The sequence below is a fragment of the Streptomyces sp. NPDC001904 genome, assembly GCF_040297005.1.
Lineage (GTDB): Bacteria > Actinomycetota > Actinomycetes > Streptomycetales > Streptomycetaceae > Streptomyces.
This window is the reverse complement of the sequence record NZ_JBEOYI010000005.1, coordinates 262,108-287,680: the sequence shown is the minus strand read 5'-3', so window position 1 is coordinate 287,680 and position 25,573 is coordinate 262,108. Positions and strand designations below refer to the sequence as shown.

The window sequence follows — 25,573 nt, the reverse complement described above, 5'->3', positions numbered from 1 at the left end:
CCCGTGCCGCACGGGTTCAGACGACCTGCCCGTCCACGCTCACCGACGCGTCGCGCTGCTGCGGGATCACGATCGGCGGGCTGCCCTGGGCGATGGCCACCTGCCGCACCGGCGACGGGATCCGGATGCCCTCGGCCCGGAAGCGCTGGTGCAGGCGTTTGATGAACTCGTGCTTGATCCGGTACTGGTCGCTGAACTCGCCGACGCCCAGGATCACGTTGAAGCTGATCCGCGAGTCGCCGAACGTGTGGAAGCGGACCAGCGGCTCGTGCTCCGGCACCGCGCCCTCGACGTCCTTCATGACCTCGGAGACGACCTCCACCGTGACCCGCTCGACCTGCTCCAGATCGCTGTCGTAGCCGACGCCCGCGAGCACGGTCAGGGTCATCTCCTGTTCCGGGCGGCTGAAGTTGGTCATGTTCGTGCCCGACAGCTGGGTGTTCGGGATGATCACGAGGTTGTTGGAGAGCTGCCGCACCACCGTGTTGCGCCAGTTGATGTCGACGACATAGCCCTCCTCGCCGCTGCTGAGCCGGATGTAGTCGCCGGGCTGCACCGTCTTCGAGGCGAGAATGTGCACTCCCGCGAAAAGGTTCGCCAGGGTGTCCTGGAGCGCGAGGGCCACCGCCAGACCGCCGACACCGAGGGCGGTGAGCAGCGGCGCGATGGAGATACCGAGGGTCTGCAGCACGACGAGGAAGCCCATCGCCAGCACCACGACCCGGGTGATGTTCACGAAGATCGTCGCCGAGCCCGCCACCGCGGCGCGGGACTGGGCCACGGTGCGGACCAGGCCCGTGATGACCCGGGCCGCCGTCAGCGTCGCCGCGACGATCACGAACGCCGTCAGCACCGTGTTCACCGTGCGGCCGGTGCGCGCCGTCAGCGGCAGCACCTCGGCCGCCACCGCCGCGCCCGCGGCCACCGCCGCCCAGGGCACGAGGGTGCGCAGGGCGTCCACGATCACGTCGTCGCCGCCCCAGCGGGTGCGGCCGGCCCGGACGCCGAGCCAGCGCAGCAGCATCCGCAGCAGCAGCCCGGCCAGCAGTCCTCCGCACAGTGCCGCGCCGGCGAGGATCAGGTCGTGGAGGTCGGCGGTGCGGGTCATCTCTCACCTCCGGTGCGGGGGAACCCGGCGGTGACAGTGCATATGTGATGTTTCGTCAAGTGACACCTGCTGCTCGTTCGAGGACGGCCCGTGGCCGGGCCGGGGCCATCCTGCCGTACGTCCCCGAACGCCTGCGCTGCCGGGTGCCACTCACGTCGTGCCTGGTCGCGCAGTTCCCCGCGCTTCTGGATTGTCCGTTCGTCCGCGGCTCCGGTGGGGCTTCTCGCGCAGTTCCCCGCGCCCCTGAGATGCGCACTTCGTGCGGCACCTCATCAAAGGCATGCGCTGCGCGCAGCCTCGAGCAGGGAGGCGCGCGCAGCGAGGCCTCGAGGGGAGGCGGCGCGGAGCGCCTGCCTCAGGGGCGCGGGGAACTGCGCGAGAAGCCCCACCGGCCCGCACTCGACAACGCGCCCCCCCTAATCGACCCGCACCACACACCCGGTCCGAGCCGACTCGTACGCCGCCGAAACCACCCGCACGGCACGCAACCCCGCCGCACCGTCCGTCACCCCCACCACCCCCTCCCCGAAAAGAAACGCCCGCAACATCAGCCGGTCCAGATCGACCCCGTACGGAATCTCCACCCCACCCCGGCCCCGCTCGTCGAACCCGTACACCTTCTGGTCGAACGCGTTCATCTCCAGCACGGCCCGGTCCCCGACCACCTGCATCGAGAGCCCGCCCCACGCCGGATGGTGCCGGGGCTGGCTCCAGCTGCAGTCCAGTGTGAGCACGGCCCCGTTCGCGTACGTGAGGGTGAGCAGCCCCGCCGTCTCCACGGGCACATCGCCCCCGGCCTCGTACAGCACGTTGTTGGTCTGTGCGTAGACCGACGTCACCGGACTGCCCTCGAAGAGGTCGTCGAGCAGGTCCACGACGTGCACGGTGTGGTCCATGAGGGCGCCGCCCCCGGCGAGCCGCGGATCGACGAACCAGCGGCGCCGCGCCCCGGGCATGTAGCCGTTGTTGGCGCCAGCCACCGCGAGGACGGCACCGGCCGTACCCGCCCGCACGGCGTCCCGCACCGCCAGATAGGCCGGACTGAACCGCACCGGATGCGCCACGGCGAGCCGCACCCCGGCCGCCCGGCACGCCTCGACCATGGCCGCGCCGTCCTCGGGCGTGGTGGCGAGCGGTTTCTCGCACAGGACGTCGACCCCGTGCGCGGCGGCCCGTTCGACCAGCGGCCGGTGCCGGACGTTCTCCGCGCAGACCACGACCTTGTCCGGCCCCCAGGCGAACAACTCCTCGTAGCTGTCCACATAGCCGACGCCGAGCCGCGCCGCGAACTCCTTGCCGCGCACCTCGCCCGGCGCCACCGGATCCGTGACCGGATCGGAGGTCAGCACCTCCACGCCGTCCATGGCGGCGAGTTGGCGTGCGAAACCGCCCGCGTGGACGTGGGCGAACGACAGCACGCCCACCTTCAGATCCGTCGTCCCGCTCACCGTCCGGCCTCCTCGATCACCTTTGGTCCGACAGGCCCGACAGGCCCGACAGGCCCGACAGGCCCGGCAAGCCCGGCGACCTCGTCGGCCTCGCCGATCTCCACCGGTTCACCGGTGCGGGCCGATGCGGCCGCCGCCACCGCGATCCGCACCGCCTCGACCCCGTCCCGCGCCGACACCCGGGGCGCGGGCCCGCCCCCGACGGCCACGGCGAACTCCCGCAGCTCCGTGAGGTAGGGGCTCTCCGTCATCGGGCTCCCGGGGATCCCCTCGCCGAGCGGACGCGTGCCCTGGGCGAGGACGCGGAAGCCGGTGGCGGCGGTCGAGTCGTGTTCCAGGATCCCGTCGGGCCCGGCGACCCTGAACGTCGTACGGAACGGAAGGTCCGGCGGCCCCCACACCCCGAGGACGTGGCTGACCGCGCCGGACGCGTGGGTGAGGACGACGGTTCCGGTGGTCACGGCGCCCTCCGGCGGATCCGGCGCCTGATGGCCGCGGACCTGGGCGTGCACCCGGACGACCTCGCCCGCGAGCAGCCGCGCGATGTCGAGGTCGTGGATCATCTGATCGACGAGGATGCCGCCGGACAGCGACGGATCGGCGAACCAGGGCGCCCACACCGGGAAGCGGCCGGAGCGGGTCAGGCGCAGCACCGCCGGGGCGCCGACGCGGCCCGCCGCCACGGCGTCGGCGAGTGCCGCGTACGCGGGGAAGTAGCGGACGACGTGGGCGGGGAGGAGCAGCACCCCCGCCGCATCGGCCGCGTCCGCCATCTCCCGGGCCTCGGCGACGGTGAGCGCGAGCGGCTTCTCGCACACCACGTGCCTGCCGGCGGCGATCGCGTCGAGGGCGAGTCCGTGATGCGTGAAGGTGGGCGTGCACACGTCGACGACGATGCTGCTGTCGAGGAGTTCGGGGAGCGAGTGCACGGCGCGCACACCGAACTCGGCGTAACGGGCGGCGAGTTGTTCCGCGTTTCCGTCGGTGGACAGGATCGTGACGCGCGCGCCGAGCGCGGTCCAGGCGGGCAGATGCGCGCTGGCGATGCCGCCCGCGCCGATCAGTCCCACGTCGAGGTCTGCCATGAACGTCCTTTCGGAAAAGCCGGATCCAAGGGTCGTCCGGTCAGCTCATGCGGTGCCGCCGTGTCGGTGACCGGGAAGTCGCGTCTCGGCCGAGTCCAGGGCGCGGCGCACGGCGCCCAGGGCCACGCCCTCGCGGCCGAGCGTGCTGACCGCGAGGTGCGGCACATGGAGGGTGAGTGGTGCGAGGTGTGCGGACAGGAGGGTGGTCAGGGATTCGCCGAGGGGTGCCAAGGCCCCTCCCAGGACGACGAGTTCGGGGTCGAGGGCGAGTACGAGCGCGGCGACGGCCGGGGCGACACCGGCCAGGAACCGGTCGAGCGCGTCGAGCGCACCGGCCTCCCCGGCGCGCACGGCCCGGGCCAGCGCGTCCGTCGTCGACTCGCCGGGCAGTCGCTCACCGGCCAGAACGAGGTCCTTCCGCACCTGGTCCAGACCCAGTTGGGGAAGGAAGCCGAGTTCGCCCGCGCCGCCCCGGCGGCCCCGGTGCAGACGGCCGTCGATCATCAGGCCGCAGGAGATGCGCGGCCCCAGCAGCACGCAGGCCACGTCGTCCGCGAGCCGGGCGGCGCCGCGCCAGTGCTCGGCGAGCACCGCGAGGTTCACGTCGTTCTCGACGAGGATCCGGCCCGGGCCGGGGAAGTCGTCCGCGAGCCGCCGCGCCAGGTCCAGATCGGTCCAGTCCGGCACGATCACCGAGCGGATCCGCCCGGTCTCGCCCACCATGCCCGGCACCCCGATCCCCAGGCTCCACACCTCGTGCGCCCCGAGCCCGTGTCCGGCGAGGAAGCCCCGAAGATGGCCGCGCAGCAGCTCGATCCGCTCGGCGCCCGTTGCCTCGGGGGCGATGTCGTGCCGCGCGCGGGCCACGATCTCCCCGTCGAGCCGGCCGAGCAGCAGCACGATCGCCTTGAGCCCGATGTCGACCCCGACCACGTGCCCGGCCTCGGCCCGGAACCGGAACCGCCGGGCGGGCCTCCCCGGCGCCCGTCCGGTCGCCGGAACGTCCGCCTCGGCGATCCAGCCCTGCCCGGTGAGCTGGTCGACGAGGGCCTCGACGGTCGGCCGGGACAGGCCGGTGGCACCGGCGAGGCCGCTCACCGTCCGCGGGCTCTCCCGTCGCAACTCCCGCAGCACCACCGCGCTGTTGAGATCGCGCAGCGCCGCGAGGTCGTGTCCTCGCGACCGGTCGTGCACCGCCACGGATTCTCCCTCCGCCGGATGGAGCACGCGTGTCCGAATACGCAGGACTGTTGCAGAACCGTCCGAGCTTGGGAACCCCGCCCGCACGGAAATTACGCAGAACTCCTGCACATCCCATCGGCGCGGACGACGGGGGCGCACGCGCGCAAGCGCCGTCCATGACCCATTGACGCCTCTTCGGCCCGGCGTTGACGCTGGGGGGCATGACCCAACTGTCCGAGCACTTGCGTCAGGCCACTCCCGTCGTCGCGCAGCGAGGGGAGGGCGTCCATCTGTACGGGATCGACGGCCGCCGTTATCTGGACTTCACGGCGGGGATCGGGGTGACGAGCACCGGCCACTGCCATCCACGGGTGGTGGCGGCGGCGCAGGAGCAGGTGGCCACGCTCATCCACGGCCAGTACACGACGGTGATGCACCAGCCGTTGCAGCGCCTGGTCGAGAAGCTCGGCGGTGTCCTCCCCGAGGGCCTGGACAGCCTGTTCTTCGTGAACTCGGGCAGCGAGGCGGTGGAGGCGGCCCTGCGTCTCGCCCGGCAGGCGACGGGGCGGCCGAACATCGTGGTGGCGCACGGCGGCTTCCACGGCAGGACCGTCGCGGCGGCCTCCCTGACGACCTCCGGCACGAAGATCCGCACCGGGTTCGGGCCGCTGATGGCGGGCGTGGCCATCACGCCGTTCCCGAACGCCTTCCACTACGGCTGGGACGAGGAGACCGCGACCCGGTTCGCCCTGCGCGAGCTGGACCACCTCCTCGCCACCGTCTCGGACCCGGACGACACCGCGGCGATCCTGGTCGAGCCGGTCCTGGGAGAAGGCGGGTACGTCCCCGCCAACTCGGCGTACCTGCAGGGGTTGCGGGAGCGGGCCGACCGGTACGGGATCCTGCTCGTCCTGGACGAGATCCAGACCGGCGTCGGACGCACCGGACGCTTCTGGGGGCACGATCACTTCGGCGTCCGCCCCGACGTGCTGATCACCGCGAAGGGGCTGGCGTCCGGGTTCCCGCTGTCCGGCATCGCGGCGTCGCAGGAGCTGATGAGCAAGGCGCGGCCGGGGTCGCAGGGCGGTACCTACGGCGGCAACGCGGTCGCCTGTGCGGCGGCCTGCGCCACGCTCGACGTCATCGAGGAGGAGTCGCTGGTCGCGAACGCGGCGGCGATGGGGGCGCGGCTGCGGGCCGGGCTCGAGGAGGTCGGGGCCAAGACGGCCGGGATCGGTGACGTACGCGGGCTGGGGCTGATGCTGGCCAGTGAGTTCGTGACGCCGGACGGTGAGCCCGACCCCGCGACGGCGCTCCGCGCGCAGCAGGCCGCCGCCGACGCCGGGCTGCTCCTGCTGACCTGCGGCCCCTGGGGCAACGTGGTCCGCATGATCCCGGCCCTGGTCGTCTCGGAGCAGCAGGTGGACGAGGCGCTGTCCTTGTGGAGCACGGCGGTCTCGACGGCCACATAAGGGTCCCGCCGCGTTCGTCGCCGAGCACGGGCGTCCTGGCTTGTCCGTTCGCCCGCGCCCCGGTGGGGCTTCTCGCGCAGTTCCCCGCGCCCCTGAGGCATGCGCTGCGCGCAGCCTCCCCTGAACGAGCGGAGCTCGCTTCAGGGGCGCGGGGAACTGCGCGACCAGCCCCCACCCACCCGCAGCCGACGCACCCGCCCCGACCACCCCACCCCCACCCCAGGGAGCCCCCACCATGTCCACGCCCCCCGTCGTCGCAGCCGTACCGAAAGAGCTCCACATCAACGGCGCCTGGCAACCGGCGACAGCGCACCGCTCGATGCCCGTCGACAACCCCGCCACCAACACCACCCTCTGTCACGTAGCCGACGCCGGCCCCGACGACGCCGCCCTCGCCCTGACGGCGGCCACGGAGACCCAGCGCGCCTGGGCCGCCACCGCCCCCAGGGAACGCTCCGAGATCCTGCGCCGCGCCCACGAGATCCTCCTGGAGCGCACCGAGGACCTGGCGCTGCTGATGACCCTGGAGATGGGCAAGCCCCTCGCGGAGGCCCGCGGGGAAGTGGCGTACGCGGCTGAGTTCTTCCGCTGGTTCGCCGAGGAGGCGGTCCGGATCGACGGTGGCTACGCGACCAGCCCGGACGGCCGCAACCGTCACCTGGTGCTGCGCCAGCCCGTCGGCCCCTGCCTGCTGATCACCCCCTGGAACTTCCCGCTCGCCATGGGCACCCGCAAGATCGGCCCGGCGGTCGCCGCGGGCTGCACCATGATCCTCAAGCCGGCCCCGCAGACCCCGCTGTCCACCCTCGCGCTGACCGGCATCCTCACCGAGGCGGGGCTGCCCCCTGGCGTCCTCAACGTACTGACCACCTCGGACGCGGCCGGCGTGGTCGAACCCCTGCTGCGCGGCGGCGGCATCCGCAAGCTCTCGTTCACCGGCTCCACGCAGGTGGGCCGCATCCTGCTCGCCCAGTGCGCCGACACCGTCGTCCGCACCTCGCTCGAACTCGGCGGCAACGCCCCGCTGATCGTGTTCGAGGACGCCGACCTGGACGCCGCGGTGAACGGCGCCATGGTCGCCAAGATGCGGAACATGGGCGAGGCCTGCACCGCGGCCAACCGCATCTACGTGCACACGGCGGTCGCCGAGGAGTTCGCCGCCCGCCTCGCGTCCCGCATGGCCGCCCTGAACGTCGGGGACGGCACCGCGCCCGGTACCGACGTCGGCCCCCTCATCGACGGCGCGGGCCGCGACAAGGTCGTCCGGCTCGTGCGGGACGCGGTCGAGCGCGGCGCGAAGGTCCTCACCGGCGGCGAAGTGCCGCCCGGCGACGGGAACTTCTATCCGCCGACCGTGCTCGCCGGGGTGTCTCGCGACGCCGATCTCACGACCACGGAGATCTTCGGCCCGGTCGCCGCGCTGTTCACCTTCGAGGACGAGGACGACGTCGTACGCGTCGCCAACGACACCGAGTGGGGCCTCGTCAGCTACGTCTTCACCCGCGACCTGGACCGGGCGCTGCGCGTCGGGGAGGCTCTGGAGACCGGCATGGTCGGCATCAACACCGGCCTCGTCTCCAACCCGGCCGCCCCCTTCGGCGGCGTCAAACAGTCCGGCCTCGGCCGTGAGGGCGGACGGGTCGGCATCGAGGAGTTCCTGGAGTACAAGTACCTGGCGATCCCGACCGGCGCGTAGCCGGGCCACGGGTTCACAGCCGTTCCACCGCCCGGAACCCGGCCAGGCGGGAGAGCAACGAGCGGGCGGGCGGTGCGAGTTCGCCCACCAGGACGGTTCCGCCCTCGTTCAACAGACCGATGACGGCAGAGAGTTCGGGCGCCGAAAGGTCCGTCTCCAGGACATGGCCGCAGGCCGCCACGAGCTGACGTCCGCCGACCTCGGACCACAACACGCGCTCGGTCGCCCGCACCGCGTCGTCGTCGGTGAAGTAGCCGGGCCGCGCGGGCGGCGGTACCGGGTCCAGGCCGCCGTTGGTGGCCTGGAGCAGCGCCTCACGGGCCACCCGTCGCTCCAGGGCCGCGGGCCGTGCCGCCTGCCGGAAGTGGTCGAGCGCCGCCGCGAGCACCGGCGGCAGTCCGGCGGGCAGATCGTCCGGCGGGTCGCCGTCCGGTACGTGGATGCCGTCACCGCCCCAGCCCGCCTGCGGGGAGACGGGGTCCGGGCCCGGCGCGAGCAGCGACGGCAGCCCGGTGCCGTGACGCGTCGGCGCGCGGGGGATGCCGATGTGCACGGTCGCCACCGGCCCGGGGACGGCCCCCGCGGGATCCGTCCTGTGCCGGTGGCCCGCGGGCCAGTACACGAGATCGCCGGGGACCGCCTCCGCCGCCGACCAGTGCCCGTCGAGGCCGAGCCCCAGTCGCCGGGCGCCCAGGGCCACGTACAGGAAGCCCGCGTCGCGCCGGACGGCCGACGGGCCGGGGGTGCAGGATCCGTGGAACAGGGTCGTCGTCGCGCCGGCGCTCGGCTGGCCCACGTGCTCCCACAGGCCGGAGAGGAAGTCCCGCTCCCGTGCCCACAGCGGATGGTGGGCGGAGTGCAGGCACGGGACCATGAGGGAGAACGATTCTCCGGCGAGCTGTTCCGTCACCCGCCGGTCGTAGGCGTCGAAGGAGGCGTCCTCGGGCCGCGGCAGCAGATCCCCGGGATCCACGAGGTGGCGCTGCCCGGCGCTGAACCGGATCCGGTGCCCGGCGCCGGGCCGCTGCGCCGCGATGACGGCGCTCTCGAAGAGTTCGTTCGTGTCGAACGGAGGCCGGGGGAGTCCCGTGCCGCGGATCAGGACGGGGCGCCGGTCCCAGTACTCGGCGGCGAAGCGGGGCCAGTCCAGCGCGTCGAGGATGTCCAGGGGCGCCGCGGAGCGGGTCTTCATGAGCGGCGCTCCAGGCGCTCCAGGTGCCCCAGCCGCTGCGGACGCTCCGGGGCCGCCGTCACGGCCCGCGCGCGGTACGCCTCACCGAGCAGGGAGAGGAGTCCGGGATCGTCGGCCGATGTGCGGGCCGCGCGGGCCAGCTCCGCGACGGTGACGGCGCGGGGCGCGGTGCGCAGCCGGGCGAGGACGGCGTCGGCACCGGCCGGGTGCGCCTCCCAGGCGTGGCCGTTCGCCGCCCACACCGTGGGGCCGCCCTCGATGGGCAGCCGGACGATCTCGGCGGCGCGCCGTAATCGGTGCCGTGGCGTGAGCCGGACCGCGGGCCGCCGCGGCGGCGCCGGGTCCAGACCGGCCGCCGAGCGCAGCGCGGCCCAGCGCATCAGCAGCGCCCGCTCGGGGGCGGGCCCGGCGAGAGTGTCCGTGAGGAGCGCCACCGACGCGGCGAGGCGGGGCGGCGCGCTGAGCCGGCCGTCGGGCGCCGACGGCATCGGATGCGGCAGGGCGAGCTGCCCGTCCGGGCGGCCGGGGCGGTCGCGGATCAGGTCCGCGAGGACGTCGGCCACGAGCGGCAGCGCCGAGGTGGTCCGCGCGGGAACGCTCAGCCGCAGCGTGGTGCACCGGCCGGGCCGGTGGTCGAGATGGCTGCCGCCGGCCGGCCAGTGGACCATGTCGCCCGCGCGGGCCCGCAGCGCATACTCGGTTCCGGTGTGCTCGGGGCGCACCCGCACCGTCAGCTCCCCGTCGAGCACCCAGGTCAGCGCGCCCGCGTCGGTCCGGGCCGTGGCGTCCTCCAGGGAATGGTGCCGGTCGCCGACGGCCAGCTCGGCGGTGACCGGCAGAGGGGCCTGTCCGACGTGCCGCCACAGGTCCGCGAGCACGTCCCGCACCCGCGACCAGAGCGCGAAGTCGTGGCTGAGCGGATCGGCGACCGTGAGCAGCCACCCGTCACCGGCGAGCCGGGGCTCCCGGGCCAGCCGCTCGGCGTAACCGGCGGGATCCGGGTCGCCCGGGCCCGGCAGCAGCGGGCCAGGGTCCCGCAGCCAGCCGTCCGCCGTCGCCAGGCGCACCCGCCGGGCCGGGGCCGCCGCGATCGCGGCCCGCACCAGCGCGTGGGCGTCGGCCGGGCCGATTCCCAGCGGCCGGACGCCGGGGACCACCACCGGCTCCCTCGCCCAGTGGACCTGCGCGAAGCGCCGCCAGTCCTGACCGGGGGCGGAGCCGGAGGGGTCGTGGCCTGGTGCGGGTGCGGCGCTGGCGTTCATCGGGTCCGGGGGCTCCTGAGTCCCTCGCCAAGGGGGTTCGACGGGCCCCGCGACCCTGCCAGAGCGTTTCCCGCCCCGTCAACGCCTCAGGGAGAAGCTGTGAACATTTGGCGCAGAACCGCCTCGATGCCCCATGTGCCCCACATGCCCCACTGAACTCGGAAGCCGGGGCCGGATCGCGCGTGGGGGGGCCGTGTGGAATGGTGATGGGGCGAAATGCCCTGAATGCCCGTTCACTCCTGAGGAGGTCCTCATGTCCTCGAAGCGTCGACGCAAAAAGAAGGCCCGCCGCAAGCACGCGGCGAACCATGGAAGTCGTCCTCAGTCCTGAGGATGTGCGGTTGCGGGGCGGTCAGGCCTTCTGCACGACTCCTTCACCGGTCGCGGCCGCCCACTCCGTCACCAGCGCCTCGTACTCCGCCCGGTCGTCCGCGGTCAACTGCCCGCCCGTACGCGCCCAAAGGCCGCGAATCTGCTCGTTGACCACATGGGCGGGGCGTGCGGAGCGAGGGGCAGGGGTGGAGGACATGTGAACGAGCCTAGGGGATCGGTACGACTTTTCGCTCCCGTAGGTGACGTGGGTATCGCCATGTGTGATGTTCGCCATGTCAGAGGGCCTCGCCGAACGCTCCGTGCCGGCCCTCTCCGCCCGCGAACCGCCCGGCCCCTTCGAGCCCCTCGCGCAACACACCCGTCCCGTGGACGAGTTCGCGTCGCATCGCCGTCTCCTCGTCGAGACCGTGCTGCTCGCGCACCGACGCCCGGTCACTGCGCAGGCACGCCTGTGGAAACTCCGCGAGGCCGGCGGCCAGTTCCTCGGCCGCCGCGCGGGCCGTGCCCGGCGGGACCAGGCGGTTGGCCAGCCCCATCGTGTGGGCCTCCGGCGCCGGGACGGGCCGCCCGGTGAGGATCAGGTCCATGGCCCGGCTCTCCCCGATCAGCCGGGGCAGCCGGACCGTGCCGCCGTCGATCAGCGGCACACCCCACCGGCGGCAGAACACCCCGAACACGGCGTCCTCCTCGACGACCCGCAGGTCGCACCAGAGCGCCAGCTCCAGACCGCCCGCCACCGCGTGACCGCTCACCGCCGCGATCACCGGCTTGGACAGCCGCAGCCGCGTCGGCCCCATCGGCCCGTCGCCGTCCGCCGCCACCCGGTTGCCGCGCTCCGTGCCCACGGCCTTCAGGTCCGCGCCCGCGCAGAACGTGCCGCCCTCACCCCACAGCACCGCCACCCGCGCCGTGTCGTCCGCCTCGAACGCCCGGAAGGCGTCGGCCAGCCGGGCGGCCGTCGCGCCGTCGACCGCGTTGCGGGCCTCGGGGCGGGACAGGATCACCGTGGTGACGTGGGCGGTGCGCTCGACGCGGACGGACGACATGGGGCTGCTCCCGGTGGAACTAGGTGACGTTGAGGGTGAGTTCGGCGTCGGCCGTCGAACTCGTGCCGACGTACAGCTTGAACGTCCCCTCCTCGACACGGAACTCCCCGCCCGGATCGTTCGTCCAGAACCCGAGCTCCTCCGCGCCGAGCCGGAAGCGGACCGTCGTCGCCGCACCCGCGCCGAGCGTGACCCGCCGGAACCCGCACAGCCTGCGCACGGGCTGGACGATGCTCGCCGCCACGTCGCGCACGTACAGCTGCACCACCTCGTCCCCCGCGCGGTCCCCGCTGTTGCGCACGGACACCGACACCTCCACCGTGTCCCCCCGGCGCAGCGCCTGCGCGGACACCCGCGCCCGGCTCGGCTTCGGGGCGCCGAGAACGAAGCTCGTGTAGCTCAGGCCGTGCCCGAACGGGAACTGCGGAGTCGGCGGCAGATCCAGGTACTTGGACGTGTACTTGTTGTCCGGGTCGTAGGGGCGGCCCGTCGACTCGTGGTTGTAGTGGACCGGGAGCTGGCCCACCGTCCGGGGGAACGACATCGGCAGCTTCCCGCCCGGGTTCACCGCGCCGAACAGCACGTCCGCGACGGCGTGTCCCGCCTCGATGCCGGGATGCCAGGCCTCGAGGACGGCGGGTGCCTTCTCCAGCCACGAACCGACCGTCAGTGGGCGGCCGTTGACCAGGACGACCACGAGCGGCTTCCCCGTCTCCGCGATCGCCGTGATCAGCTTCTCCTGTGCGCCCGGCAGCGCGAGGTCGCTGCGCGCCGCCGCCTCCCCGCTCAGCGCCGCCGGCTCGCCCACGACCACGACCGTCAGCTCCGCGGCCCTCGCCGCCCCGACCGCCGCTCCGATCCCCGCCGTGTCCCCGCCCTCCGGGGCGACACCCCGGGCGTACGTCACCTTCGTGCCGGGCGCGGCCCTCCTGACGGCGTCCAGGATCGTCACCGCCGGGAACCGCTCGGCCGCCGCGGGCACCACCCACGTACCGAGCAGATCCGTCGTGTCGGCGAACGGGCCCACCACGGCGAGGGATTCGAGGGTCCTGCTCAGCGGCAGGGTCCGGTCGTCGTTCTTCAGCAGCACCATGGAGCGGGCGGCCGCCGCACGGGCCGCTTCCCGGGTCGCCGCCGACGGCCGGGTGAGTGCCGCGTCCTCGTCGACGTACGGATCGTCGAAGAGTCCCAGCGCGTACTTCAGACGCAGCACCCGCGCCACCGCGTCGTCGACCCGCCGCTGCGAGATCCTTCCCTCGCGCAGCAGCCGCCTGCCGTGGGTGCGCAGATTCGTGCTCGTCATCTCCATGTCGACGCCCGCGGTCAGCGCCAGCCGCGCCGCGTCGGCGCCGTCCTCGGCGAAGCCGTGCGCGATCAGCTCCTGGACGCCCGTCCAGTCGCTGACCACCGTCCCCTCGAAGCCCCATTCCCTCTTGAGGATGTCGGTGAGCGTGTGCGCGTTGCCGTGCCCCGGGACGCCGCCGACGGTGTTGAACGACGCCATCACCGTCGCCGCGCCCGCCTCCAGCGCCGCCCTGAACGGAGGGAGGTACAGATTGCGCAGCCGGGACTCCGACACGTCGACCGTGTTGTAGTCGCGGCCGCCCTCGGCGCCGCCGTACGCGACGAAGTGCTTGGCGCAGGCCGCGACGGCCGTCTTCGCGGAGAGAGCCGAACCCTGGTAGCCCCGCACCTTCGCCGCCGCGTACCGCGCGGTCAGACAGGGGTCCTCGCCGTTCCCCTCGGCGACGCGGCCCCAGCGCGGCTCGCGCGTGACGTCCATCATCGGCGCGAACGTCCAGTGCACGCCGTTGGACCGGGCCTCCCGCGCCGACACCTCGGCGTCCGCCCGTGCCACCTCCGGGTCGAAGGCGGCGGCCTGCGCGAGCGGGATCGGGAAGGTCGTCCAGAAGCCGTGGATCACGTCCAGGCCGAACAGCAGCGGGATGCCGAGCCGCGACTCCTCGACGGCGAGCCGCTGCAGCGCGTTGGTCGTCCGGGCGCCGAAGACGCTGAGCACCGAACCGAGCAGGCCCGCGCGCGCGGCGTCCTCGACGTCCTTCGTCGAACCCGACCCCGGATTCAGGTCGTAGGCCCACGGGAGCTGCTGCAACTGCCCCAGCTTCTCCTCCGGCGTCATCCGGGCGAGCAGATCCCGCACCTTGTCCTCGTACGGGCCCGCGCGCCGGTCCTCGTTCGCCGGAGCGGCCGGAACCGCCGGATCCGCCGGAGCCGCCCGCGCGGCCGAGGGGCGGCCCGTCGCGGCGGTGACGCCGATCGCGGACAGCAACGTACGTCTTGCCAACTCCGGCACGTCCTGGCTCCTCGCATCCCATGTGTTGACCTCAAGAAAGGTTGAGGTCCTACTGTCGTCGGCATGAGCATGGAGACCACAGCCTGGACGCAGCTGCACAGCGTCATGAACGCCCAGAACGGCGGCTCCCACAACCGCCCCTTCGCCCGCGCGACCCTGCGCCGCATCGCCGCGTTCGCGCGACCGCACCGGCGGCGCATCGTCCAGTTCGTGCTGCTGAGCGTCCTCACCGCGCTGCTGGCCGTCGCGACCCCGGTGCTCGCGGGCGACGTCGTCAACACCATCGTCGGCGGTCACGACCGGGCGGTCGTGGTGCGACTCGCCGTTCTCATCGCGGTGATCGCGCTCGCCGAGGCCGGTATCGGACTGCTCGCCCGCTGGCTCTCCGCGAACCTCGGCGAGGGCCTGATCCTCGATCTCCGTACGGCCGTCTTCGACCACGTGCAGAAGATGCCCGTCGCGTTCTTCACCCGGACCCGCACCGGGGCGCTCGTCAGCCGTCTCAACAACGATGTGATCGGCGCCCAGCGCGCGTTCAGCAACACCCTGTCGGGCGTCGTCGGCAACGTCGTGACCCTGGTCCTCACCCTCGCCGTGATGCTCACCCTGTCCTGGCAGATCACCCTGCTCGCCCTGGTCCTGCTGCCGGTCTTCGTGATCCCCGCCCGCCGCACCGGCTCCCGGATGGCGCGGCTGCAGCGCGAGGCCGCCGCGCACAACGCGGCCATGGGCACCCGCATGACCGAGCGGTTCTCCGCGCCGGGCGCCACGCTCGTGAAGCTGTTCGGACGCCCGGAGGAGGAGTCGGAGGAGTTCGCCGCCCGGGCCCGGCGGGTGCGGGACATCGGGGTGCGCACGGCCATGGCACAGTCCGCGTTCATCACGGCGCTCACCCTCGTCTCCGCCCTCGCGCTGGCCCTCGTCTACGGCCTCGGCGGCTATCTCGCCCTCGACGGCAGCCTGAAGGCGGGCACCGTCGTCTCCCTCGCGCTGCTCCTCACCCGGCTGTACGCGCCGCTCACGTCCCTGGCGGGCGCCCGCGTCGAGGTCATGAGCGCGCTGGTCAGCTTCGAGCGCGTCTTCGAAGTGCTCGACCTCAAGCCGCTGATCGACGAGAAAGCGGACGCCGAGGAGGTGCCCGAGGGGCCGGTCGCCGTGGAGTTCGACGAGGTCCGCTTCGGCTACCCGGCCGCCGACAAGGTCTCCCTCGCCTCCCTGGAGGAGGTCGCCACGCTCGACAACCGCGGCGGCGCCGAGGTCCTGCACGGCGTCTCCTTCCGGGCCGAACCCGGCCAGACCATCGCCCTCGTCGGCTCCTCCGGCGCCGGCAAGTCGACCGTCGCGCAACTGCTGCCCCGCCTCTACGACACCGACGCGGGCGCCGTACGGATCGGCGGCGTCGACGTACGCGACCTCAGCGCCACGTCCATCCGCGCCACCCTCGGCATGGTCACCCAGGACGGCCACCTCTTCCACGACAGCGTCCGCGCCAATCTGCTGCTCGCCCGGCCGGAGGCGACCGAGGACGAACTGTGGGACGTCCTGCGCAGGGCCCGCCTGGAGAGCCTGGTGCGCGAGCTGCCCGACGGACTCGACACGGTGGTCGGCGAGCGCGGCTACCGGCTGTCCGGCGGCGAACGCCAGCGCATGACCATCGCCCGGCTGCTCCTCGCCCGCCAGCGCGTCGTCATCCTCGACGAGGCCACCGCCCACCTCGACAACACCTCCGAGGCCGCGGTGCAGGAGGCCCTGGCGGAGGCGCTCGACGGACGCACCGCCATCGTCATCGCGCACCGGCTCTCCACGATCCGCTCCGCCGACCAGATCCTGGTCGTGGAGAGCGGCCGGATCGTGGAGCGCGGCACGCACGACGAACTCGTCGCCGTGGAGGGGCGGTACGCGGAGCTGTACCGGACACAGTTCGCGCACGGGGAGCGCGAGACGGTGGCGGAACCCGCGTGAGCGCCGGCCCGGTCACGGTCGCCGTGACCGGGCCCGGCCGGGCCCGATCCGACCGGACGCCACCGCACGCGACGCGGCTACCCTGGCCGCATGCTGCTGGGGCGGACAGCGGAGTGCGCGCGGCTCGACGACCTGGTCGACGCGGCACGCGGCGGGCGCAGCGGCGCCCTCGTGGTGCGCGGTGAGGCGGGGATCGGCAAGTCGAGCCTCCTCGCGTACGCGTCGTCGGTCGCCGGGGACCTGATCCAGCTGCGCACCCACGGCATCGAGGCCGAGACCGGACTGCCGTACGTGGGACTGGCCGACCTCTTCCGGCCGGTCACCGACCGGCTCGACCGGATCCCGGCCCGCCAGGCCGCCGCCCTCACCGGCGCCCTCGCCCTCGGCCCCGCCGTCGACCAGGACCGGTACGCCGTCGCCGCGGGCACGCTGAGCCTGCTCGGCGCGGTCAGCGAGACCGGGCCCGTCCTGATGGTCGTCGACGACGCGCAGTGGCTCGACCCGTACTCCCTCGACGCCCTCGCCTTCGCCACCCGCAGGCTCAAGCGGGAAGGCGTCGCCGCCCTCTACGCCACCCGCGACGCCGACGGGGCCGCCTCCCGGCTGGCCCCGGTGGAGACCCTCGACCTGAGCGGCCTCGACGCCGCATCCGCGCGCCGCCTCGTCGCCGCCGAACCGCTCTCGCCGCACGACGTCAACCGGCTGCTGACCGAGGCCCGCGGCAACCCCCTCGCCCTCGTCGAACTCCCCGCCCTGCTGGCCCGCGGCGGCCACCGACCCGACACCGGCGCCCCGCTGCCCATCGGCGAGATGCTCACCCGCACCTTCCACAGCGCCGTCACCCGGCTCCCCGCGTCCACCCAGGACGCCGTGCTGCTGCTCGCCGTCCTCGGACCGCGCCCGCTCGCCGGCACCGAACGCGTCCTGCGCGCCCACGAGTTGACCTACGCCGCGCTCGAACCCGCCGAGCGGGCCGGGCTGCTGACCGTGGAGGAAGGCGCGTACGTCTTCCGCCATCCGCTGGTGCGCTCCAGCGTCTATCACGGGGCGAGCGCCGTACGCCGCTGGCAGGCCCACCGCACCGTCGCCCACGCCCTGCGCGACGCCACGGCCCCATCGGCCGTCGAACGCTACGCCTGGCACCTGGCCGAGTCCGGCGCCGACCCCGACGAAGAGGTGGCCGCCGCGCTGGAACGCGCCGCCTCCGGCGGACCCGGCAGCCTCACCCTGCCGCTCGCCGCCCGGCTGTACGCCCACGCCGCCCGCTTCACCCCCGAGGACGAGCGCAGGGCACTGCGGCTGCTCGCCGCCGCCCGCGCCGCCCAGGCCGCCGGGTCCCTCGACGAGGCCGCCGACCTGCTCGACCGTGCCCTCAGGCACGCCGCCCGGGAACGCACCCGGCTCGACATCCGCCAAGTGCGCTGCTACGTCGACATCCAGCGCGGCCGCACGGCGCTCGCCCGCGACCGGCTGCGCGCCGCCGTCGAGGACGCCCGGCACGTCGATCCCGCGCTCGCCGCCGTCATGCTCGGCGGCATCACCTTCACCGAACTCGCCATCGGCGACCTCACCGCGGCACGCGCCGCCTCCGCCGAGTCGATGCGGCTCGCCGACGCGCTCGGCGACCCTTCCGCCACGCTGCCCGTACGTCTCCTGCACGCGCTCGTCGAACTCCTCGGCGGCGACGCGGAGAAGGGCCGCACGCTCCTCCACGACCTCGAAAAGCCCCTTGCCGCACCGGACCTGGCGTTCCCGTACCCGGTCTCCGGGGTCGGCGGCCTGTGCCATCTCGCGGCCGAGGAGCTGGACGCGGGCCACGCCCTGCTCGACCGCGCCGTGCACGACGCGCGCGCCTCCAGCACCGTCGGGCTGCTCGCCCATCTCCTCGGCACGGCCGCCGTGCTCGAGTTCTGGAGCGGCCGCTGGAACGCGTCGCTCGCGCACGCCGACGAGTCCGTCCGGCTCGGCGAGGACACCGGACGCGTGCTGGAGGTCTGCCGGGCGCTCGCCGCCCAGGCCAGGACCGAGGCGGCCCGCGGCAAGGAGGCCGACTGCCGGCGGCACGCGGCGCGCGCCACGTCCCTCGCGGCCGTCACCGGGCTCCCTCTGGACGCGGCCCGCGCCCAGGGGGCACTCGGCCTGCTCGAACTCGGTCGCGGCCGCTTCGAGGAGTCCGCCCGGCACCTGGAGCAGGTCAGGGAGTTCTCCGTCGCCAACGGCCGCGGCGACGGCCTCTATCTGTGCTGGGCCGCCGACCTCGCCGACGCCTATGTCCATCTCCACCGCCCCGACGACGCGTACGACGTCCTGCGCGTCCTCGACCACGAGGCGGGCCGGGGCCACCGCCCCGTCACCGCCGCCGCGGCGGCCCGGGTACGGGGCATGCTCGAACCGGCCCGCGCCGACCACCACATGGACCGTGCGCTGGCCCGCCTCGACGACGTGACGGCCCCGTTCGAACGGGCCCGTACCGAGTTCGCCCGGGGCGAGCTGCTGCGCAGGCAGGGGAGGCGCGGTGAGGCCCGGCGCCGGCTGCGGCTCGGACTCGGCCTCTTCGAACGGCTCGGCGCGAGCGGCTGGGCGGACCGTGCCGCCGCCGAACTCCGCGCCGCGGGCGGTGACGGTGCCCGCACCGGCGGCGCGGGACACACCCCGCTCGACGGCCTCACCCCGCAGGAACTGCGGGTCGCGCTCGCCGTCGGACGCGGAGTCACCAACCACGAGGTCGCCGAACAGCTCTTCCTCAGCGTCAAGACGGTGGAGTTCCACCTCGGGAACATCTACCGCAAGCTGGACGGGGTGCACCGCAGGGCCCAACTCGTGCGTCTCATCAGCCGGTCGGCGGACACCTGAGCGGGCACGAGGAGGCCCGGCGGACCACCACGACCGCCGGGCCGGAACAGCGGGGGTGCCCGGTGCGGACACCCCCGTCCCCCGTGTTCCCCCATGTACGAAAGCCCCCGTCAACTTCCGTGCCCTCCACGATGACTGCCCGGCGGCGCCCCGGCCACGGTGAAAACCCTGGGATCGAGGACCAGTGGTGTACGCCGTCCGGTGTAGTCGGCGCGCGCCGGGATGCGGGGCCGACCGGCCCCGCGGGTGAGGGCCGTGTGGCCCCTCCCGCGCCGCCGCTCACGGCGCGACGGTGTGCGTTCGCCGAGCCCAGGGGGGGTGGGCGCCATGGCATGGAGCCCCGTGCTCCGGCTCCGCCGCCGGACACCGGCGCCCGTGGTGGTGCGGCGCGTCGGCGGATGCCTGGTGATCGAGGTGCGGGCCGCGCTCGGGCCGGCCGCCGAAGCGCCGGTCGGCCGGCTGCTGCACGAGGCGATCCGTCCCGGCGGCACCGGCGTCCTCGTCGACCTGCGGCACACCGGGCAGCTCGGCGCCGCGGGCGTCAGCGTCCTGTGGCTCGCCCGGACCCTCGCCGACCGCAGCGGCCAGTCCTTCGGCCTCATCGGCGCGCGGCCCGAACTCCTCGCTGGCGGCACCGCGTTGCCGCCGGAGCCGCCGTCACCCCGTGGCCTCCCGCGCGCCCCGCTCCAGGGCGTCCGCCACGGTCGGCAGGGGGTCGAACCGGTCCAGCAGGCCGCCCGCGCGCAGCAGCTTCAGGACGGTCCGGTGGGCACAGACGACGAGCAGCCGTCCGCCCCGGGCGACGACGCGGTCCTGCGCCCGGCACAGCAGCCGCAGCGCGTAGATGTCGAAGAACGTCACGGGACCGAGGTCGAGGACCACGGTCCTCCTGGCGTCGTAGGTGGCCGCGTCGAGGGCCGGCAGGAGGTCGAGAGCGGCGGCGATGTCGATCTCGCCGTGCAGCTCGACCACGGTGACTCCGTGGACCTCGCGGACTCGGATGTGCCCGGCGGGCCATGCGCTGCCTTCCAGCATGGCGACTTCCCCTAGGTCGATCGGACTTCCACAGAAGCCCGGGAAGCAGGACGACGGGATTCGGCCACCGGGGTCAGGGACGGCCTGGACGAACAGGTTACGGCGCAGTGCCACTGTCTGTGCAGGCATTGACACACTCCGGTACCGAATCACCCGCGACGGATGATGCCGCGCGTCCGGTCCTCTGCTGCGGTCTTCGGATGATGCCTGCTCACGCGGACGCCCTCACCCGATTCCTGGCACGGGTGACGCGTCACGCCCGGAACACGGCGGAGTCGGTCGCGGGCGCGGTGGTGCGCGCCGCCGTCGGTCTCGTTCTGGACAGGATGGACCTGGACGCCGTGATCGCCCGCGTGGACATCGGCCGAATCGTGGCCCGCGTCGACGTGAACGCCGTCGCGGCACGCCTCGATGTGAACGCGATCGCCTCACGGGTCGGCGTCGATGCCATCGCGGCGCGTGTGGATGTGGAGGCGATCGTCGATCGGGTCGACGTGGACGCCGTCGCCGCTCGCGTGGACGTGAATGCCGTCGCCGCCCGGGTCGACGTCGATGCCGTGGCCGCGCGCGTCGGCGTGGACGCGATCGCCGACCGCGTCCGCGTCGCCCCCATCGCGGCCCGCGTGGACGTGAACGGCATCGCCGATCGCGTCGACATCGGCCGGATCATCGCCCGCATCGACCTCGTGGGACTCACCCGCGACGTGCTGCGCGAGATCGATCTCGGGCGGATCGTGCGGGAGACCGGGGGAGGGATGGCCGCGGACACGGGGACCGCCGTGCGGGGGATCGGACGGCGGGGGGACCGTGGGGTGAACCGGTTCGCCGACCGGATGCTGCGGCGCGGCGATGAGTGAGGAGGGCGAGGCGGCGGGGCTCGTCACCAGAGGGGTCGCGGGGTTGCTCGACGCGCTGCTGGTGGCGCTGACCGGCCTCGCCGTCCAACTCGGCGCGGGATGCACGCGGTTGCTGCTCGTCGGCCCGCCGCTGCGGGTGCCCCACTGGGACGGTCGGCTCGCCGGTGCGATCGGGTGGCTGTTCGCCGTGTGCTATCTCGGCGGGGCCTGGGCATTGACCGGGCAGAGCGTCGGCGGACGGCTGATGGGGGTGCGCGTCGGCGACCGGGCGGGACGGCGGCTCGGTCTGCTCCGGGCCCTCGTCAGGGCCGCGCTCAGCGTGTCGTTCCCGCTGGGGCTGCTGTGGATCCCGTTCAGCCGGCGCCGGGCCGCGGTGCCGGACCTCGTGGTCCGGGCCGCCGTCCACTACGACGGACGCTGACCGGTTCCCCCTCCGGATCACGGGCGGGACGGCGGAAAGTGTGCCGGACGGCACCCTCCGGGTCGTCACCCCCGGAGGGTGACGACCCACCCCCGGTACCGGGCGCGACACTCGGGGCACCGCGGTGCGCTCAGCACCGGCACCGAACACGGAGGTAGTGACATGGCCACCTCGACGGGTTCGCACCCACGCTCCGATGTAAAGATGGCCGCGGCCGGCGGGCTGACCGTCTTCGCCGCCGTGATGCTGTTCATCTCCGGTTCCCTGGACTTCTGCCGGGGCCTGTCGGCCGTGCTCAGGGACAAGGTCTTCCTGACGACCCCCGACTACGTCTACGAGTGGGACCTGACCGGTTGGGGCTGGACCCACATGGTCCTCGGAGCGATCGCGGTGGCCGTGAGCCTCGGCCTCTTCGTCGCGATGAAGTGGGCCCGGGTCATCGGCGTGATCATCGCCGGACTGATGATCATCGCCAACTTCCTCTCGATCCCCTACCACCCGCTCTGGTCCCTGACCCTCATCGCGATGGACGGGTTCATCATCTGGGCGCTGTGCGTGGTCCGGCGCGACACCCTCTTCTGAACCCGCCCCGAGACCAACCGAGTCGGGCCCGACGGGCCGAGGTGACGTATGCGCGAAGGACCTGCACGGACGCCGGACGAACGAGCCGAGCGGATCGCCGAGTTCATCGCTCCGCTGAAGGTGCGGCCCGGCGCGAAGGTGCACCTGGCGGACGACTTCGACCCCGCATCCAAGGCGGGCGTGAAGAACAAGAAGGCCGGCCGCGAGCTGCTGCGCACCGGCGTCGAACTCCTGGCCGACTACCAGCGACGGCTCGCCGCCGACGGCACGACCGGGGTGCTGCTGTGCCTCCAGGCGCTGGACGCGGGCGGCAAGGACGGCACCATCCGCCACGTCATGAGCGGGGTGAACCCGCAGGGCGTCCGCGTGGCGGGCTTCAAGGTGCCGTCCGCCGACGAACTCGGCCACGACTACCTGTGGCGCTACGCCCGCAGCCTGCCCAGCCGGGGAGAGATCGGCATCTTCAACCGGTCCCACTACGAGGAAGTGCTCGTGGTGCGGGTCCACCCCGAACTCCTCAGCCGCCAGCGGCTGCCGGGCGCCACCACGGGCCGCAAACTCTGGAACCGCCGCTACCGGGAGATCAACGACTGGGAGCGGTACCTGACCGAGAACGGCGTCCGCGTCGTCAAGATGTTCCTGAACCTGTCCAAGGAGGAGCAGCGCGTCCGCTTCCTCAAACGGATCGACCTGCCCGACCACAACTGGAAGTTCTCGGCGGCCGACGTCCGCGAACGCGCCTGCTGGGACGCCTACCAGCGCGCGTTCTCCGAGATGCTCTCCGCGACCAGCACGGCGTGGGCGCCCTGGTACGTGATCCCCGCGGACCGCAAGTGGTTCGCCCGGATCTGCGCGGCCGCCGTCCTCGCGCACACCCTCATCGACATCGATCCGCGCTACCCGGAGGTCGACGACAAGAGCCGCGGTGAACTCGCCCGCGAGAAGAAGAAGCTGGAGCGCGAGGCACCGGCCGGTGCGGCGGCGGATCCGTACGCCGCCGGCCACGGGCGGGAGCGGAGGCGGAAACGATGACCGCGCACACCGCACCGGAGGTCTGGTACACGCGCTCGGCCGAGGCGGTCGCCGGGCAGTTCGGCGTCGACCCGGACCTCGGCCTGAGCGCCGCACGGGCCGCCGCCCGGCTCGTCGAGGACGGGCCCAACGCGCTGCCGGAGGAACGCACGCGCGGCGCACTGAGCCGCTTCCTCGGCCAGTACACCTCCTACATGCAGCTGATCCTCACCGCCTCGGCCGTCGTGTCGCTCGCCGTCCAGGAGTGGGCGACGGCCGTGGTGCTGTTCGCCCTGACCGTCCTGAACGCCGTCATCGGGCTGCGCCAGGAGGGCAAGGCGGAGAGCGCCATGAACGCCCTGAAGGAGATGTCCAAGGCCACCGCCCGTGTCCGCCGCGACGGCAACGAGGCACGGATCCCGGCCGAGGAGGTCGTCGTCGGTGACGTCGTGCTGCTCGCCGCGGGCGACGAGGTCCCGGCCGACGGCCGCCTGCTGTCGGCCAGCTCCCTCCAGATCGACGAGTCCGCGCTCACCGGCGAGAGCGTCCCCGTGGCGAAGGACCCGGCACCGGTGCGCGGCAGCGACCTCGGACCCGCGGACCAGACCGACATGGCGTTCATGACCACCCCGGTCACGCACGGCAGCGGAGTCCTGCTCGTCACCGCGACCGGCACCGGAACCCAGCTCGGCCGGATCGCGGGGATGCTGACGCGGACCCGGCCCGAACCCTCCCCGCTGACGGTCGAGCTGAACCGGCTCACCCTGTGGATCGTCGGCGCGGCAGGACTCACCATGATCGTGATGTTCTCCCTGGGGCGCGCCCGCGGCGAGGCGTGGGACGCGCTCTTCGTGGCCGCCGTCTCGCTCGCGATCGCCGCGATCCCCGAGGCGCTGCCCACCGTCACCCAGACGATCCTCTCGCTCGGCGGACTCGAACTGGCCCGGCGGGGCGCCATCGTCAAGGACCTGCCGTCGGTGGAGACCCTGGGCTTCACCTCGGCCGTGAACTCCGACAAGACCGGCACCCTGACGATGAACCAGATGACCGTCGTCGAGGTCGTGGACGCCTTCGACCGGTACACCGTCTCCGGCACCGGCTACTCCCTGGAGGGCCGCGTCCACCACGCCGCGGGCTCCACCGCGCGCATCGACGACGCGATCCTGCCCTACCTCCTCGCCAACGACGCCACGCTCGTCGACGGGCAGGTGGTGGGCGACCCCACCGAAGGCGCCCTGCTGGTCCTCGGCCACAAGGCGGGCCTCGACATCGACGCGACGCGCCAGGAGCTGCCCCGGCTCGCGACCCTGCCCTTCGACCCGGCCCACAAGCTCATGGCGACCTTCCACGAGGCCCGCGACGGGAGGGGCCGGGCGGTCGTGCGCTGCTTCGTCAAGGGAGCGGCGCCGGCCGTTCTGGCGCGCACCACCACGGCCCTCTCCGAGGGCAAGGACCTCCCCTTCGACGCCGATCTGCGCGAACGGGCCCAGGACGCGGTGGAACGGATGGAGCGGGCGGGCCGGCGCGTCATGGCCGCCGCGGTGCGGGACCTCGACCCCGACCGCTTCGCACCGGGCGGCGATCTCCTCGCCCTCGTCACGGAGTTGAGCGTCACGAGCCTCGTCGGCATGGCCGATCCGCCGCGCGCCGAGTCCAAGGCCGCCGTGGCCGCCGCGCAGGCCGCCCACATCCGGGTCCGCATGGTCACCGGGGACGACATCATCACCGGCGCCGCCATCGCCCGGCAGGTCGGCATCGACGGCGAGGCGATCCTCGGCACCGACTTCGCGGCCCTGCCCGAAGCGGAACGCCTGGCCCGCATCGACCGGATCGGCGTGGTCGGCCGCGTCGCCCCCGAGCACAAGGTGCTCCTCGCCGACACCCTCAAGAAGCACGGCGACGTCGTCGCCATGACCGGCGACGGGGTCAACGACGCCCCCGCCATCAAGGCCGCCGACATCGGCATCGCCATGGGCTCGGGCACCGAGGTCGCCAAGAACGCCGGGCGGATGATCCTGTCCGACGACAACTTCGCGACGATCGTCCACGCCGTCGAGCAGGGCCGCAAGATCTACGACAACCTCACCAAGTACATCCGGTTCGTCCTCGTCCTGCTGGTCGTCTTCGTCCTCAGCTTCCTCGGCGCGACCCTGTTCGACATCGCGGGCGGCGAACCCTTCAGCCCCGCCCAGGTGCTCTGGATCCACTTCTTCGTCAACGCCGCCTTCGGCTTCTCCCTGGGCTTCGACCGGGTCAGGCCGGGCCTGATGGCCCGCCGCCCGCGCCCGCGCGGCGAACCCGTGATGACCGGCGGCCTGATGCTCACCGTGGGCCTCGTCGGCACCTTCGTCGCCGTCGCGCTGCTCGCCCTGATCAAGCTGGGCGAGGCACGCTACGACAGTCTGCGGATCGGCAACTCGATCGCCTTCACCGCGTTCGCGTTCTGCCTGATCGTGTCCGCGCTCGAATGCCGTGACCAGACCGGCACCGTCCTGACGACCGAGACCTTCGACAGCAAGCAGCTCAACTGGACGGTCCTCGGCGAATTCGTGCTCGCGGTCCTGGCGACCCAGACGGACGCTCTCAACCGCCTGCTCGGCACGACCCCCCTGCACATCGGCCAGTTCGCCTGGGCGCTGCTGCCCGCCCTCGCCCTGCTCGGCCTGTGGGAGCTCGGCAAGCTGCTCGCGCGCCGCCGCCGGCAGCAGGGCTGA

20 protein-coding genes are annotated in these 25,573 nt (G+C 73.3%); 10 read left to right on the top strand and 10 right to left on the bottom strand.

Annotated features, from left to right (window positions below; all coding sequences use genetic code 11):
* Nucleotides 1–16 precede the first annotated feature (16 nt).
* The 4 genes from ABT127_RS10595 to ABT127_RS10580 form a co-directional block, all read right to left on the bottom strand.
* Nucleotides 17–1,108: a mechanosensitive ion channel family protein gene (locus ABT127_RS10595; protein WP_351446801.1), complete on the bottom strand. Its 1,092-nt coding sequence runs from the start codon at nucleotides 1,106–1,108 to the stop codon at nucleotides 17–19.
* Between the two features lie 416 nt (nucleotides 1,109–1,524).
* On the bottom strand, nucleotides 1,525–2,556 hold the full coding sequence (locus ABT127_RS10590; protein ID WP_351446798.1) for a Gfo/Idh/MocA family protein: 1,032 nt from the start codon (nucleotides 2,554–2,556) through the stop codon (nucleotides 1,525–1,527).
* Complete coding sequence (locus tag ABT127_RS10585; RefSeq protein ID WP_351446796.1) at nucleotides 2,553–3,641, bottom strand: Gfo/Idh/MocA family protein; 1,089 nt, start codon at nucleotides 3,639–3,641, stop codon at nucleotides 2,553–2,555. Before ABT127_RS10585 ends, ABT127_RS10590 begins: the two co-directional genes overlap by 4 nt.
* 45 nt (nucleotides 3,642–3,686) lie before the next feature.
* On the bottom strand, nucleotides 3,687–4,841 hold the full coding sequence (locus tag ABT127_RS10580) for an ROK family transcriptional regulator (protein WP_351446793.1): 1,155 nt from the start codon (nucleotides 4,839–4,841) through the stop codon (nucleotides 3,687–3,689).
* 203 nt (nucleotides 4,842–5,044) lie between these two features.
* Here ABT127_RS10580 and ABT127_RS10575 point away from each other — a divergent pair, with 203 nt between their 5' ends.
* Together ABT127_RS10575 and ABT127_RS10570 are read left to right on the top strand one after the other, a co-directional pair.
* A complete protein-coding gene (locus tag ABT127_RS10575; RefSeq protein ID WP_351446790.1) occupies nucleotides 5,045–6,295 on the top strand; it encodes an aspartate aminotransferase family protein in 1,251 nt (416 codons plus the stop codon).
* A gap of 235 nt (nucleotides 6,296–6,530) precedes the next feature.
* The gene (locus ABT127_RS10570) at nucleotides 6,531–7,991 is read left to right on the top strand and encodes an NAD-dependent succinate-semialdehyde dehydrogenase (RefSeq protein WP_351446788.1); all 1,461 of its coding nucleotides are present in this window, start codon (nucleotides 6,531–6,533) and stop codon (nucleotides 7,989–7,991) included.
* 13 nt (nucleotides 7,992–8,004) lie between these two features.
* Here the strand turns inward: ABT127_RS10570 and ABT127_RS10565 are convergent, their stop codons facing one another.
* Nucleotides 8,005–9,183 carry a hypothetical protein gene (locus ABT127_RS10565; protein WP_351446785.1) on the bottom strand — a complete coding sequence of 393 codons (1,179 nt, stop codon included), beginning with the start codon at nucleotides 9,181–9,183 and terminating at the stop codon, nucleotides 8,005–8,007.
* Nucleotides 9,180–10,445 (bottom strand): hypothetical protein, encoded by a 1,266-nt coding sequence (locus tag ABT127_RS10560; RefSeq protein ID WP_351446782.1) that lies wholly within the window; start codon nucleotides 10,443–10,445, stop codon nucleotides 9,180–9,182. The genes ABT127_RS10565 and ABT127_RS10560 overlap by 4 nt, the downstream gene beginning before the upstream one ends.
* 133 nt (nucleotides 10,446–10,578) lie before the next feature.
* Here ABT127_RS10560 and ABT127_RS39310 point away from each other — a divergent pair, with 133 nt between their 5' ends.
* On the top strand, nucleotides 10,579–10,776 hold the full coding sequence (locus ABT127_RS39310) for a hypothetical protein (RefSeq protein WP_502971673.1): 198 nt from the start codon (nucleotides 10,579–10,581) through the stop codon (nucleotides 10,774–10,776).
* A 21-nt stretch (nucleotides 10,777–10,797) separates the two neighbouring features.
* On the opposite strand, the gene ABT127_RS10555 is transcribed toward ABT127_RS39310, so the two are convergent.
* The 3 genes from ABT127_RS10555 to ABT127_RS10545 all read right to left on the bottom strand — a co-directional run bounded on the left by ABT127_RS10555 (nucleotide 10,798) and on the right by ABT127_RS10545 (nucleotide 13,964).
* Nucleotides 10,798–10,974, bottom strand: a complete 177-nt coding sequence (locus tag ABT127_RS10555; RefSeq protein ID WP_351446777.1) for a hypothetical protein — start codon at nucleotides 10,972–10,974, stop codon at nucleotides 10,798–10,800.
* Between the two features lie 79 nt (nucleotides 10,975–11,053).
* Nucleotides 11,054–11,824, bottom strand: coding sequence for a crotonase/enoyl-CoA hydratase family protein (locus ABT127_RS10550; protein WP_351446775.1), 771 nt, complete (start codon nucleotides 11,822–11,824; stop codon nucleotides 11,054–11,056).
* Nucleotides 11,825–11,843: 19 nt separating this feature from the next.
* Entirely contained in the window at nucleotides 11,844–13,964 is a 2,121-nt protein-coding gene (locus ABT127_RS10545; protein ID WP_502971683.1) for a glycoside hydrolase family 3 N-terminal domain-containing protein, read from the bottom strand.
* 243 nt (nucleotides 13,965–14,207) lie between these two features.
* On the opposite strand from ABT127_RS10545, the gene ABT127_RS10540 reads away from it, so the two are divergent.
* Nucleotides 14,208–16,100, top strand: coding sequence for an ABC transporter ATP-binding protein (locus ABT127_RS10540; protein ID WP_351447233.1), 1,893 nt, complete (start codon nucleotides 14,208–14,210; stop codon nucleotides 16,098–16,100).
* Nucleotides 16,101–16,190: 90 nt separating this feature from the next.
* Nucleotides 16,191–18,953: a helix-turn-helix transcriptional regulator gene (locus ABT127_RS10535; RefSeq protein WP_351446770.1), complete on the top strand. Its 2,763-nt coding sequence runs from the start codon at nucleotides 16,191–16,193 to the stop codon at nucleotides 18,951–18,953.
* A gap of 657 nt (nucleotides 18,954–19,610) precedes the next feature.
* Here ABT127_RS10535 and ABT127_RS10530 read toward each other — a convergent pair.
* Nucleotides 19,611–19,988 carry an anti-sigma factor antagonist gene (locus ABT127_RS10530; RefSeq protein WP_351446768.1) on the bottom strand — a complete coding sequence of 126 codons (378 nt, stop codon included), beginning with the start codon at nucleotides 19,986–19,988 and terminating at the stop codon, nucleotides 19,611–19,613.
* A gap of 326 nt (nucleotides 19,989–20,314) precedes the next feature.
* Here ABT127_RS10530 and ABT127_RS10525 point away from each other — a divergent pair, with 326 nt between their 5' ends.
* From ABT127_RS10525 to ABT127_RS10505, 5 genes are all read left to right on the top strand, one after another.
* Nucleotides 20,315–20,845 carry a hypothetical protein gene (locus ABT127_RS10525; protein WP_351446765.1) on the top strand — a complete coding sequence of 177 codons (531 nt, stop codon included), beginning with the start codon at nucleotides 20,315–20,317 and terminating at the stop codon, nucleotides 20,843–20,845.
* Entirely contained in the window at nucleotides 20,838–21,266 is a 429-nt protein-coding gene (locus ABT127_RS10520; RefSeq protein ID WP_351446762.1) for an RDD family protein, read from the top strand. The genes ABT127_RS10525 and ABT127_RS10520 overlap by 8 nt, the downstream gene beginning before the upstream one ends.
* Nucleotides 21,267–21,428: 162 nt before the next feature.
* Nucleotides 21,429–21,848: a DUF7144 family membrane protein gene (locus tag ABT127_RS10515; protein ID WP_351446759.1), complete on the top strand. Its 420-nt coding sequence runs from the start codon at nucleotides 21,429–21,431 to the stop codon at nucleotides 21,846–21,848.
* A gap of 48 nt (nucleotides 21,849–21,896) precedes the next feature.
* A complete protein-coding gene (locus ABT127_RS10510; RefSeq protein WP_351446756.1) occupies nucleotides 21,897–22,880 on the top strand; it encodes a polyphosphate kinase 2 family protein in 984 nt (327 codons plus the stop codon).
* The gene (locus ABT127_RS10505) at nucleotides 22,877–25,573 is read left to right on the top strand and encodes a cation-translocating P-type ATPase (RefSeq protein ID WP_351446754.1); all 2,697 of its coding nucleotides are present in this window, start codon (nucleotides 22,877–22,879) and stop codon (nucleotides 25,571–25,573) included. The genes ABT127_RS10510 and ABT127_RS10505 overlap by 4 nt, the downstream gene beginning before the upstream one ends.

Coding starts and splice junctions, on each gene's coding strand:
- ABT127_RS10550 (WP_351446775.1), bottom strand. CDS start 11,824: ATGTCGTCCGTCCGCGTCGAGCGCACCGCCCACGTCACCACGGTGATC.
- ABT127_RS10570 (WP_351446788.1), top strand. CDS start 6,531: ATGTCCACGCCCCCCGTCGTCGCAGCCGTACCGAAAGAGCTCCACATC.
- ABT127_RS10565 (WP_351446785.1), bottom strand. CDS start 9,183: ATGAAGACCCGCTCCGCGGCGCCCCTGGACATCCTCGACGCGCTGGAC.
- ABT127_RS10515 (WP_351446759.1), top strand. CDS start 21,429: ATGGCCACCTCGACGGGTTCGCACCCACGCTCCGATGTAAAGATGGCC.
- ABT127_RS10555 (WP_351446777.1), bottom strand. CDS start 10,974: ATGTCCTCCACCCCTGCCCCTCGCTCCGCACGCCCCGCCCATGTGGTC.
- ABT127_RS10595 (WP_351446801.1), bottom strand. CDS start 1,108: ATGACCCGCACCGCCGACCTCCACGACCTGATCCTCGCCGGCGCGGCA.
- ABT127_RS10545 (WP_502971683.1), bottom strand. CDS start 13,964: ATGACGCCGGAGGAGAAGCTGGGGCAGTTGCAGCAGCTCCCGTGGGCC.
- ABT127_RS10535 (WP_351446770.1), top strand. CDS start 16,191: ATGCTGCTGGGGCGGACAGCGGAGTGCGCGCGGCTCGACGACCTGGTC.
- ABT127_RS10540 (WP_351447233.1), top strand. CDS start 14,208: ATGGAGACCACAGCCTGGACGCAGCTGCACAGCGTCATGAACGCCCAG.
- ABT127_RS10585 (WP_351446796.1), bottom strand. CDS start 3,641: ATGGCAGACCTCGACGTGGGACTGATCGGCGCGGGCGGCATCGCCAGC.
- ABT127_RS39310 (WP_502971673.1), top strand. CDS start 10,579: ATGTGCCCCACATGCCCCACTGAACTCGGAAGCCGGGGCCGGATCGCG.
- ABT127_RS10525 (WP_351446765.1), top strand. CDS start 20,315: ATGGACCTGGACGCCGTGATCGCCCGCGTGGACATCGGCCGAATCGTG.
- ABT127_RS10575 (WP_351446790.1), top strand. CDS start 5,045: ATGACCCAACTGTCCGAGCACTTGCGTCAGGCCACTCCCGTCGTCGCG.
- ABT127_RS10520 (WP_351446762.1), top strand. CDS start 20,838: ATGAGTGAGGAGGGCGAGGCGGCGGGGCTCGTCACCAGAGGGGTCGCG.
- ABT127_RS10510 (WP_351446756.1), top strand. CDS start 21,897: ATGCGCGAAGGACCTGCACGGACGCCGGACGAACGAGCCGAGCGGATC.
- ABT127_RS10505 (WP_351446754.1), top strand. CDS start 22,877: ATGACCGCGCACACCGCACCGGAGGTCTGGTACACGCGCTCGGCCGAG.
- ABT127_RS10530 (WP_351446768.1), bottom strand. CDS start 19,988: ATGCTGGAAGGCAGCGCATGGCCCGCCGGGCACATCCGAGTCCGCGAG.
- ABT127_RS10560 (WP_351446782.1), bottom strand. CDS start 10,445: ATGAACGCCAGCGCCGCACCCGCACCAGGCCACGACCCCTCCGGCTCC.